This is a genomic window from Streptomyces sp. 8K308 (assembly GCF_004348315.1).
Classification (GTDB): Bacteria; Actinomycetota; Actinomycetes; order Streptomycetales; family Streptomycetaceae; genus Streptomyces.
The window spans coordinates 1-10883 of record NZ_SMKC01000252.1 but is presented as its reverse complement, the minus strand read 5'-3'; the positions used below and the strand labels follow the sequence as shown (position 1 = coordinate 10883).

The following is a 10883-nucleotide window of genomic DNA, read 5'->3' as shown; positions in this document are numbered from 1 at the left end:
GGGTGGGGTCGGTGTGGGGCGTTCGCACCCTTGGGATGCTAGGCGCGGAGCGGCCTGAGGCGGCACGGGGGGGCCGTGCCTCGCGTAACAGCTCCACCGACTCTCCACGGCCCGGCCCAGACGTTCACCAGCGCTTCGGGTCCGGACGCCCGATCGGTACGGAGAGACGTCGTCGCCCGCCGTGTCACCGCCGCCGCCCGGCACGCCGCGGCTCCCGGCCACAGGCGAGCCACGCGGCGAAGGACAGGGCCAGCAGCACGACCCAGGCCCGGTGCGCCCGTTCCCGCCCGTCCTCGCCCAACGGCACGAACAGCGCGAGCTGGTCGGGCAGCAGCGAGGCCGCCGCCACAGCCAGCGACAGGAGCACACCCGGCGTTCGGCTCGCGCCGACAACTCGCCAGGGGTCCCGTCGAACCGCACCCGCCCCCTGTCCAGGACCACCACCCGACGGCACAACATCGCGACGTCCTCGGTCTGATGCGTCGACAGCAGCACGGTACGGCCCTCCCCGGCCTCGGCGATCAGCTCGCGGAACCGCATCCGCTGCTCCGGGTCGAGACCCACGGTCGGCTCGTCAAGCACGAGGAACCCCGGGTCGCCGACCAGCGCCGCCGCCAGCGCCACCCGCTGACGCATGCCGCCGGACAGCGCCCGGATCCGTCTGCCCCGCTGCTCCGCGAGGCCGACGGCGTCCAACACGCGCCGCACCTCGGCATGGCGGGCCAGGCGGTCGGTCAGTTCCTTGAGGATCGCCACGTAGTCGACGAACTCGAAGGCCGTGAACCCCGGGTGGGCGCCCGGGTGTTGTGGCAGGTAACCCAACAGTCGCCGGGCTTGGACCCGCCCGCGCGGCATGCTCGGGTCCTGGCCGAGGATGGTCAGCGCGCCCCGGTCGGGTGCATGGCGGTGGCCAGGATCCGCAGCAGCGTCGTCTTGCCCGCGCCGTTGGGGCCGTGCGCCGTCGCCCCGTACCAGGCCGAGACGATGTCCGTGCCCGGGGCGTAGATGTCCACGACCGGGCCGACGTTGGTGAAGCCGGAGCGGGTGTCGGTGGTGGTGCTCGACGCGACGGTGATGGCCTCGGCCACCCGGGCCGGCGAGTAACTCCCCGCGTTGGCCCCGAGTTGTTGCCGGCGGCGAGCACGTAGGTGACACCTGAGGCGATGGAGGCGCGGACCGCGTCGTCGATGAGGCCGTTGGCGCCGCCGATGATGCTCATGTTGGCGACGGCGGGCCCCGCGGCGTTGGCCGTCACCCACTCGACGCCGGCGACGATGGACGTGGTGGTGCCGGTGTTGTTGTCGTCGAGGACGCGGACCGAGACCAGGTCGGCCCCCTTCGCGACGCCGACGAAACCGGCGAGTCGGTCATGGGCCTGCCAGCGGGCAGGTTGGCCGAGGGAGTGACGGGGCGCAAGGGGCGAGATTGCCCTCGTTGGATTAAGGGCTTAATGTAACGGCGTGCCACGTCATGCCGATCCCGTCGAGCGCCGCCGGCAGGTGGCCGGCGCGCTGCTGAACATCGTCGAGTCCGAGGGCCTGGAGGCCGCGTCGATCCCACGGATCGCGCGCGAGCTCGGGGCCACGACCGGCCTGGTGCAGACGTACTTCCGCAGCAAGGACGAACTGCTGCTGTTCGCCGTACGGCACCTCGGGGAGCTGATGAACGAGCGCGTCGACGCGGTGCTCGCCGAGCATCCGCGGGGCGCACTGGCCGAGCGCCTGGCGCTGGCGCTCGGCGTGCTCACCGGGGCCGGCGCCACGTCGGACGCCGAATCGCGGCTCTGGCTCGCCTTCCTGGCGCGTGCCGCCGTCCACCCCGCGCTGCGGGAGCTGCACGTCGCGGGCGCCGAGGACATCCGCGCCCGCTGCCGGGCGGCCCTGGACGAGGCGCGGCGGCTCGGCCAGCTGCCCGCCGAACTCGACGTCGAGTACGAGGCGTTGGCGCTCGCCGCCTTCGCCGACGGGCTCGCGGTGCAGCGGGCGGTCGAGCCGGAGCTGATGACGGCGGAGCGGGTGCGGGGACTGCTGGACGGCTACCTCGGCCGGCTCTTCGGGACCGGGGCCGCGCGATGAGCCTCGGCCTCCTGCTCTCCCTCGCCGGGCTCGCCCTGCTGGACGCCACCAGCGTGGGCACGCTGCTCATCCCGCTGTGGCTGCTCCTCTCCCCCACCCGCTTCAGCGCCGCCCGGGTGCTGCTCTACCTGGGCACGCTGGCCGGCTGCTACCTCGCACTCGGTCTCGCGATCGTGCTCGGCGCCGAGCCACTGCTCACGGCCGTGGGCGATTCGTTGGACGGGCGCACCGCGCTGTGGATCCAACTCGGGATAGGCGTCGGTCTGTTCGCCCTGAGCTTCTACTTCGACCCCAAGCGGGTGGCAGCCCGCGGCGGCTCGACCGGACGGTGGCGGGACCGGCTGGCGCACCGCGCGTCGGCCGGGTGGATGGTGGGCCTGGCCCTGCTGGCCGCGCTCGCCGAGGCCGCGACCATGCTGCCCTACCTCGGCGCCATCGCCATGCTCGGCACGGCGGGCCTCGACACGGCGGCCGTGACGGCGGTGTTGGCCGGCTACTGCGCGCTGATGGTGGCGCCGGCGCTGCTCCTGCTGGCCGGCCGGACCCTGGCCGCCGCGCGGATCGAACCAACGCTGAAACGCCTCGGTGCCTGGCTCGGCGAGCGCGCCGCCGGCGCGACGGGCTGGATCCTGGTCATCGCCGGCTTCCTGGTGGCGCGCGACGCGGCGGCCCGGCTGTGGTTCCCCGACGCGTTCGGCGGCTGACGGCCGTCAGCCCGAAACGGTCGACCGGTTCCGGCGCCGAGGCGGAGGACGGCGTGGCGGTGGGGAGCCGCCGGGCGGCTCAGCGGTGGTGGGCGGACAGTGCCTCCTCTGGTGTCAGTTCGATGCCGTGCCGGTAGGCGGCCAGATAAGCGCCCTCCTCCAGGTGCTCCCGTACCGCCGCCGTGATCCGGTCGACATCGCCCCGTTCGGCGGAGGGTAGCGGCATGCCCACGGATGCCCTGGCCGCGTGGGCGGCGCCGAGCAGCACGGCGGCGTAGGCGTGGCGCCCCGCGAGTGCGTGGGCACCCGCGAGGCCCTCCAGGGCCAGCGCCATGGCCCGGGCGTCTCCCGTGCCGCGGGCCGAGGTCCAGCCCTCCAGCTGAAGGCTCAGGGACCGGTCCGCGTCGCCCCGCTGCTCGGCGACGAAACCGAGTTCGGCCAGCGCGAGCGCACGGCCCGGCTCGAAGGACATCCTGGTCTGCCACCGCAGCACCCGGCGCATGTGGGCCTCGGCGGCGTCGAGTCGTCCTTCGCGGCGGGCGCCCAGGCCGAGCCCGACCTCGGCATGGATCTCCCCCGGCTTGAAGCTGTGCTCGGCGGCCAGGCGCAGCGCCCGCTGGTGGTACTCCCGCGCCCTGGCGTGGTCGCCGGTGAGCATGGTGATGCTGCCCAGGCTCGTCAGTCGGTCCGCGGCGTCCGGCCAGAGACCGAGGTCCTCGGCCATGCGCAGCCCGTCCTGGTGGAGCCGCGCCGCGCGTTCGTAGTCGCCGGCCATCTCGGCCAGTGAGGCCAGCGGTTCGATGGTCTGCAGCCGGCCCCAGCCGTCGGCGAGTTCGGCGAAGAGCTCCGCGCTGCGTCGCCCGTCGTGCGCGAGCCGTGCGAGGTCGCCCCGCACATGCGCCTGGTTGGCCCGTACGCTGAGCGCCGCGGCGGTGCCCCAGGTGTCCCCGATGTCCTGAAACCCCTCGAGCGCCTGGTCGACGAGTTCCTCGCTGACGGCCTGGTCGCCGACACCGAACAGGGCGAATCCGAGGAACCACTGTGCTCCGGCCCGCTCCCGCGGGTCCGTCAGCTCCCGGAACAGCTCCACCGCGCCCCGGCCGTACCGCGTCCGCTCGGTGCCGTCGCCGACGAGCAGGGCGAACCCAGCTCGCCACGCCCGGGCCCTGGCCCGCAGGGACGTCACGGCCTCCGGGGTACGGGGAGCCTCGGTCCGCTCCGCCGCGGCGAGCGCCGCCGCCAGCGAGCGGCCCGCCTCCCGGAGCCGGCCGCGCAGGAACCAGTACCAGACCAGCGCGTTGACGAGCCTGAGGGCGTCCTCAACGGCACCGTGCAGGACCGCGTGGTCGAGCACCCGGCGGACGTTGGCGGCTTCCGCGTCCAGGAGGCGCATCCAGCGCCGCTGGTCGGGACCCCGCGTCAGCGGTGCCGCGCGCTCGGCCAGTTCGGTGTAGTAGCGGCGGTGGCGCCGGAGAACGTCCTCGGTCTCGCCCGCCTCGTCCAGGCGGGCGAGACCGTACTCCGCGACGGATTCGAGGAGCCGGTAGCGTGGCTCGTCGCCGCTGTCCGCCATGACGACCAGTGAGCGGGCCACCAGGCGGGCGAGCAGGTCGAGGACGTCGTCGGGGCGCACCTCTCCCCCGGCGCAGACCGCCTCCGCCGCCTCCAGCGAGCATCCCTCCGCGTGGACGGCGAGGCGGCGCAGCACGGCGCGCTCAGGAGCGGTCAGCAGGTCCCAGCTCCAGTCGATCATCGCCCGGAGCGTCTGCTGGCGGGGCGGGGCGCCCCGGTACCCGGTGGCGAGAAGCCGGAAGCGGTCGTCGAGGCGGGTCATCAGCCCCCGTACCCCGAGGGCCCGTACCCGGGTCGCGGCCAGTTCGAGCGCCAGGGGGATTCCGTCGAGCCGGCGGCAGATCACCGACACGTACCGGGCGTTGCCCGCGTCGAGCGTGAAGCCGGGCGCCGCGGCGGTGGCCCGGGCGACGAACAGCTCGACGGCACTGGAACGGGCCACGTCGTCGAGGCCCGGCTCGCGCGCCGGGTCGGGCACCTCGAGCGGGGGCACGGCCCACACCACCTCGCCGAGGATCCCGAACGGTTCCTGGCTGGTGGCCAGGAGCCGCAGGCCGGGAGAGCGCCTCAGCAGCAGCACCGCGAGTTCGGCGACCGCGCCGACGACGTGCTCGCAGTTGTCGAGGAGCAGCAGCAGCCGTCTGTCGGCGAGCGCCTCGGCAAGGCTTTCGGCGGGTGAGCGAGGTCCGTTCGCGCCACGAGGGGTGGGCCCCGACTCCTCGCGAACGTCGAGCGCCGTCAGGACGGCCTCCGCCACCTGGTCCATCGCGTTCGCGCTGCCGGTACGGCCGAGGGCGGCGAGCTCGACCAGCCAGGTGCCGTCGGGGAAGTCGTCGGCCAGCCGGGCCGCCGTCTCCAGCGCGAGCCTGGTCTTGCCGACGCCGCCGGACCCGGTGAGCGTCACGTGCCGCGCGGTGTCGCACAGGCCCTTCACCTCGACGACCGCGCCCTCGCGGCCGATCAGCTCCGTCAGTGGGGCGGGCAGGTTCGTGGCGGGGCGCCGCCGGGGGACCGCCACGACGGTGGAGGGGGCGTCAAGCCTCGTGTCCCGCTCCAGCATCGCCTGATGCAGGGCGGTGAGTTCGGGGCCGGGGTCCAGGCCCAGTTCGTCGGCGAGACGGGTGCGCAGTTCCTGGAAGCTGGCCAGTGCCTCGCCCGCGCGGCCGGCCGCGTAGAGCGCGCGCATGTGGAGGCCGCGCAGTCGCTCGCGCAGCGGGTGGCGCATGACGAGCTCGCGCAGTTCTCCCGCGACGTCGAGGTGTTCACCCAGGTCGATCCGGGCCTCGGCGAGCGCTTCGAGTGCGGCCAGGCGGGCTTCTTCGAGACGGGTGATGACCGGGCGGGCGAACGCGGCGTCCTCGAAGCCGGAGAACGCCTCCCCCCGCCACAGCGCGAGACCGTCGGAGAGGAGCGCCGCGCGGCTGCGGGGGTCGTCGGCGGCCCGGGCGCGCGCCGTCAGGGCCGCGAACCGGTCCATGTCGACACTCTCGGGTTCCGTACGCAGCAGATAGCCGTTGTCGCGCAGGGTCAGCAGCTCGCTTCCGCCCGCCTCCGCGCCCTCGAACACCTTCCGCAACTGCCAGACCCTCGTCTGGAGGGCGGCGGAGGGGTTGCCGGGCAGTTCCCGCCCGTCCCACAGCTCGTCGAAGAGCCGGTCCGCGGAGACCGGGCGGCCCTCGTGCGACAGCAGGGCGGCCAGCAGCGTTCGGGTCCTGGGTCCTGGCACGGTGACGAGGCCGCCATCCGCCCCCCACACAGCCAGTGGCCCCAGTACCCCGAATCGCATGCGCGTCACGGTAACGCAGCCCCCTGACGTGCCGGGAGTCGACCGTGAGCGGTCCGTGAGCGGACGGTGAGTGCCCCGCCTCAGGGTGGGACACGTCCACGCCACGGCCCGGCGACACACGCCAACGTGCCCCGGTCCCCCCGGGGCGCGACGGCCCACGAACCACGGAGGGTTCCCCATGACGACAGAGACCCAGGTGTCCGCCAACCTGAGGGCCGGCCCTCGGGAGTGGCTCGGGCTCTTCGTTCTCACGCTCCCCACGATCCTGCTGGCCCTCGACGCGACCGTGCTGAACCTCGCGGTCCCGCACATCAGCGCGGACCTCGAGCCGACCAGCACCGAACTGCTGTGGACCGTCGACATCTACGGCTTCATGATCGCCGGCTTCCTGGTGACCGCGGGCACACTGGGTGACCGCGTCGGTCGGCGCAGGCTGCTGATGTGCGGAGCGCTCGGCTTCGGTCTCGCCTCGGTCCTCGCCGCGACGGCCACCAGCCCGGAGACGCTGATCGCGGCCCGCGCGCTGCTCGGGGTCACCGGTGCCTCGCTGATGCCCTCGACGCTGGCGCTGATCAGCACCATGTTCCGGGACGCCCGTCAGCGCGGCGTCGCCATCAGTGTGTGGGTGACCTGCTTCTCCGTCGGCATCGCGGTCGGTCCTGTCCTGGGCGGTGCGCTGCTGCAGTGGTTCTGGTGGGGGTCGGTCTTCCTGCTCGCCGTGCCCGTCATGGTGGTGCTCCTGGTGGTGACGCCGCTGCTGCTCCCCGAGCACAGGGCCCCGGACTCAGGCCGCGTCGACCTGGCCAGCGTGGCGCTGTCCCTGGTCACGGTGCTGCCGGTGATCTACGGCATCAAGCGCCTGGCCGGACACGGGCTCGACGCCGCCGCGGTCGGCACGGTCCTGGTCGGTGTGGTCTTCGGCGTGGCCTTCGTCCGGCGTCAGCGCGGGCTGGCCGACCCGCTGCTGGATCCGCGGTTGTTCGCGAACCGGGCGTTCACCGCCGCGCTGCTGGTACTGCTGCTCGGCCTCGGCCTCATGGGCGGGCTCTACCTGTTCGTCACGCAGTACCTCCAGCTGGTGGCGGGCCTGTCGCCGATCAGGGCGGGCCTGTGGTTGCTGCCCGCGGCCGGCGCGCTGATCGTGACGTCCTCGCTGACGCCGGTCATCGCCGCCAGGGCGCGCCCCGGATTCGTCGTCGGCGGCGCGCTGTTCGTCTCGGCGCTGGGGTACGCCCTGATCGGCGTGGTCGACAGCGTCGACGGGCTGCCGCTGCTGGTGACCGGCTTCGTGCTCATCTACGCGGGCATCAGCCCGATGATGGTGCTCGGCACGGACCTGGTCGTCGGCTCGGCCCCGCCGGAGAAGGCCGGCTCTGCCGCGGCGATGTCGGAGACGGCCATGGAGTTTGGCATCGCGATGGGCGTCGCCGGTCTTGGCAGTGTCGTCACCGCCGTGTACCGGGACGAGATCAACGGCGCCCTTCCGCGGGACCTCCCCGCGTCGGTGGCGAGCACGGCGCGTGACACGCTCGCGGGTGCCGACGCGGTGTCCGACGCGATGGGCGCCCAGGTCCTGGCCGAGGCCCGGGAGGCGTTCACCAACGGGCTGAACCTCGCGAGCGGTGTCGCGGGAGTGCTCGTCGCGGTGCTGGCCGTCACCGCGATGGTGCTGCTGCGGCACGTCCCAGCGGGCGGCGACGAGGGGAACGGCTGACGCGGTGGAGGTCGGTCCGGCCGCTGGCCGCTGGCCGCTCGGCTGCCGGAGGCCACGAGGTCCGGTTCGGCAGGGTGCCCGACCTAGCGCAGGCTGAAGTCCGTGTCGTGGGTCGCCTCGACGCAGTAGCGCTGCCAGGTGGCCCGCCGGTCGGGGTGGCCGCCGGGCACCGCGCAGACCTCGACGGTGAAGCCGGCGGGGTCGACGGCGAGCATCCTGGTGAACTGGTCGTCGTTCCACTCGATCTGGGCCTCGGTCGTGCCGCCGCCGACGACGTGGACGGTGACCCGGTCGCCGGGTTCGCCGGTCAGGATGCGGCCCCAGACCGCCTGGCAGCGCGGGTTGTAGCGGACCTCGAGCGTGGCGGGGTTGCCCTCCGCGGGGCGGTGGGATCCGGCGTCGGCGCCGCAGGTCGTGGTCTCCGGGTTGCGCCCGTCGCAGTCCGTGCCTGGACAGGTGGGCGCCGGCGCGGGCGGCGGGAGGATCCGATCCGCTCCCCGGCCGGCCAACACCTCCACCACGCCCACCACCGCAGCCGTGACCAGGCCGGCGATCAGCGCGTTGCGCGGCAGGTGCCGCCGCAGGGCGTGCGCGAGCCTCGCCAGCCGGCCTCTGTCTGGCCCAAGGTCCGGGGCGCCGTCGCTGTCCGGATCGCCTGCGCCGTTCTGAGTGTTCAAGCCCGCGCCGCCCACCACATCCCCGTTCCTCGTCGTGGTGCCCTGACAACGGCTCACCGCCCGGCCAGGTCACGTGCTCGCCACGTGGAGTTGGGACCCGACGGGCCCGGGTGACCGAAACGGAACCGGCGGTCACCGTGATGTCACCGAGCCATGCCATGATGACGGCCGCTCAGGAGATGGGGGACTGATGAAGAGTTGGAGACGTCGCGGCGCTTCGGTGACCGTGGGTGTCGCATGGGTGCTGGCATTGAGTGCCTGCGGTGGTGACGGGGGCGGGAGTGCCGAACCGCGCGACGACGCCGAGCCCACCGAATCGGCTGCCACCGAGGGGCTGAGCGGCCTGGCAGGCCCGGCGGACATGGAGCCCGAGGAGCTGCTGCGGCTGGCCGACGAGACACTGCGGGGAGCGGAGTCCTTCACCGCCGACATGTCGCAGGAGGTGGGAGGAACCAGCCTCCCTGCCGGGGATCTCCTGTTCACTACGGGCGAGCGGTGCACCAGTAACCTGTACAGCGCTGAGGGCAATGTCGAGGTGATCCAGGACGCCGACGATCTCTGGGTGCGGATGTCCCCCGAGACGCTGGCGCTGATCTTCGACGAGGCGCAGGTGCAACAGTTGGCCAACCGGTATCTGCACGGCTCCGCCGACGACCCGGCCCTCGCGGACTGGGCCGAGATGTGCGAGCGGGGCGGCCTGCCGGTGGCCCTGCTCGAGGGCCAGCCGGCGGAGTACGGCGTCGAGACGACCAGCCTGACGGTAGAGGCGGTGAGCGATCACCACGGCACGCCGGTGGTCACCGTGCGGCGCGAGGAGTCCGGCGACGGCAGTGCGGTGACGAGCACCGTGCTGATCGCCGCCGAGGGCGAGCCCTATCCGCTGCGGACCACCTCGGAGATGGAGTTCGAGGACGGGAGCACGATGGTGAACGTCACCGACTACGCCCGGTTCAACGCCGAACTGCCCTTCCACCGCCCCTCCGACGATTTCTCGGTTGAGGCCGACGAGTTGGATCTCGCTGTCCCGCAGCCGTGACCGACGGCCTGCGGGCACGGCTCTTCGGCCGACCCGCATCGATGTCGAGGCGCTGTTCCCCGGAGCTGGCTGGTCTCGTGCGATGCGTCCAGGACCCTGGAAGCCGCTGCGCACGCCCACCGTTGTGGCGGGGCCCGAGCCGGTGGCGATGGTGCCGGTGATGCAGCTGTACACGCGGACGTGCCGGAGTTGCTTGCCGGTGGGCACGGACGCGCCACGAGGACGAGGAACCGGCGGTGCTGCCGAGGCTGTGCTGGCGCGACGAACGTGCCGCAGCGGCAGGTGACTTGCGGCGGACCCGCCCCGCAAGGTCGGTGGCTATCCCGGGTGGACGAAGGCCCCCGACCGGCCCACTGCCACTGCGGCCGGCGGATGGCGCACCTGCTCGGCGTCACCGCGACCGAGACCGGACCATGGCACGGGGGCGAGGACGCGGTTCATGAGAACGACCGCCCAGGACTTCCCCAACACAGCATGGCGCAGGAGCAGTTACAGCGGCGGCAACGTCCGGACAGGGCCTAGCGCAGGCTGAAGTCCGTGTCGTGGGTCGCCTCGACGCAGTAGCGCTGCCAGGTGGCCCGCCGGTCGGAGGCGGGGCCGGGGACGGCGCAGACCTCGACGTGGAAGCGGGCGGGGTCGACGGCGACCATGTTGGTGAACTGGTCGGTCTCGTAAGCGATCTGGGCCTCGGCGGTGCCGCCGCCGGCGACCCGGACGGTGACGCGGTCGCCGGGTTCGCCGGTCAGGATGCGGCCCCAGACGGCCTCGCAGCGAGGGTTGTGGCGGATCTCGAGGGTGGCCGGGTTGGCCTCGGTGGGGCGGTGGGATCCGGCGTCCTCGAAGCAGCCGGTGGCCTGGGGGCTGCGGCCGTCACAGTCGGTGCCTGGGCAGGTGGGCGGCGGGTCCTCGGCGATGAGGCGTTCGGTCACGGCTGTCACCACGGTGGTCACCACCGTGGTGGCGGCGAGCACGATCAGCGTGTTGCGCAGGACGTGCTGTCGGAAGCCCTGCCATAACCTGGCCGCCCGGCCGCCGGCCGGCTCCGGCCCAGCCTCCGGGCCGGTTGCACTGCCCATGTCATCTCCCGCCCGTGGAATCCCCTCCTCCGGGTATTACCCGGCGATGTGCGCCGGTGACATCACGATCACGCCAATCGCGTGCGGCGATGATGGGGGGATGACGGAGAGCGAGTGGTGGTGGCCGGCCGGTCCCGGCGACGTCGGGCGGCTGTTGGTGCGGACGCCGTTGATGGCGCGGGAGTTGCCGGGGTTCGACGCGACGGCGGCGCCGGACGGTCCGGGTGCTGTCTCTTATACACA

Annotated in this window: 8 protein-coding genes and 2 pseudogenes; 4 read left to right on the top strand and 6 right to left on the bottom strand. The window is 73.3% G+C overall.

Features of this window, described 5'->3' with window-relative positions; genetic code table 11:
* Positions 1-184: 184 nt before the first annotated feature.
* The 3 genes and pseudogenes from E1265_RS38275 to E1265_RS38265 form a co-directional block, all read right to left on the bottom strand.
* Positions 185-367, bottom strand: a complete 183-nt coding sequence (locus tag E1265_RS38275; RefSeq protein WP_207931218.1) for a hypothetical protein — start codon at positions 365-367, stop codon at positions 185-187.
* Positions 367-953: pseudogene (locus E1265_RS38270) on the bottom strand (ATP-binding cassette domain-containing protein); the annotation flags it as partial. The gene E1265_RS38275 and the pseudogene E1265_RS38270, both read right to left, overlap by 1 nt.
* 18 nt (positions 954-971) lie before the next feature.
* Positions 972-1348: pseudogene (locus tag E1265_RS38265) on the bottom strand (S8 family serine peptidase); the annotation flags it as partial.
* Positions 1349-1460: 112 nt separating this feature from the next.
* Here E1265_RS38265 and E1265_RS26670 point away from each other — a divergent pair.
* Together E1265_RS26670 and E1265_RS26665 are read left to right on the top strand one after the other, a co-directional pair.
* The gene (locus tag E1265_RS26670; protein WP_132933556.1) at positions 1461-2075 is read left to right on the top strand and encodes a TetR/AcrR family transcriptional regulator; all 615 of its coding nucleotides are present in this window, start codon (positions 1461-1463) and stop codon (positions 2073-2075) included.
* Entirely contained in the window at positions 2072-2779 is a 708-nt protein-coding gene (locus E1265_RS26665; RefSeq protein WP_132933555.1) for a GAP family protein, read from the top strand. The genes E1265_RS26670 and E1265_RS26665 overlap by 4 nt, the downstream gene beginning before the upstream one ends.
* Positions 2780-2858: 79 nt before the next feature.
* On the opposite strand, the gene E1265_RS26660 is transcribed toward E1265_RS26665, so the two are convergent.
* Positions 2859-6137 (bottom strand): BTAD domain-containing putative transcriptional regulator, encoded by a 3279-nt coding sequence (locus E1265_RS26660; protein ID WP_132933554.1) that lies wholly within the window; start codon positions 6135-6137, stop codon positions 2859-2861.
* Positions 6138-6315: 178 nt separating this feature from the next.
* On the opposite strand from E1265_RS26660, the gene E1265_RS26655 reads away from it, so the two are divergent.
* Positions 6316-7851, top strand: a complete 1536-nt coding sequence (locus E1265_RS26655) for an MFS transporter (protein ID WP_132933553.1) — start codon at positions 6316-6318, stop codon at positions 7849-7851.
* Between the two features lie 83 nt (positions 7852-7934).
* Here E1265_RS26655 and E1265_RS26650 read toward each other — a convergent pair whose 3' ends face one another.
* Positions 7935-8528, bottom strand: a complete 594-nt coding sequence (locus tag E1265_RS26650; RefSeq protein WP_165953887.1) for a DUF2690 domain-containing protein — start codon at positions 8526-8528, stop codon at positions 7935-7937.
* Between the two features lie 241 nt (positions 8529-8769).
* Here E1265_RS26650 and E1265_RS26645 point away from each other — a divergent pair, with 241 nt between their 5' ends.
* Entirely contained in the window at positions 8770-9564 is a 795-nt protein-coding gene (locus E1265_RS26645) for a hypothetical protein (protein WP_132933551.1), read from the top strand.
* A 518-nt stretch (positions 9565-10082) separates the two neighbouring features.
* Here E1265_RS26645 and E1265_RS26640 read toward each other — a convergent pair.
* Positions 10083-10640, bottom strand: a complete 558-nt coding sequence (locus E1265_RS26640) for a DUF2690 domain-containing protein (RefSeq protein WP_132933550.1) — start codon at positions 10638-10640, stop codon at positions 10083-10085.
* Between the last annotated feature and the right edge of the window lie 243 nt (positions 10641-10883).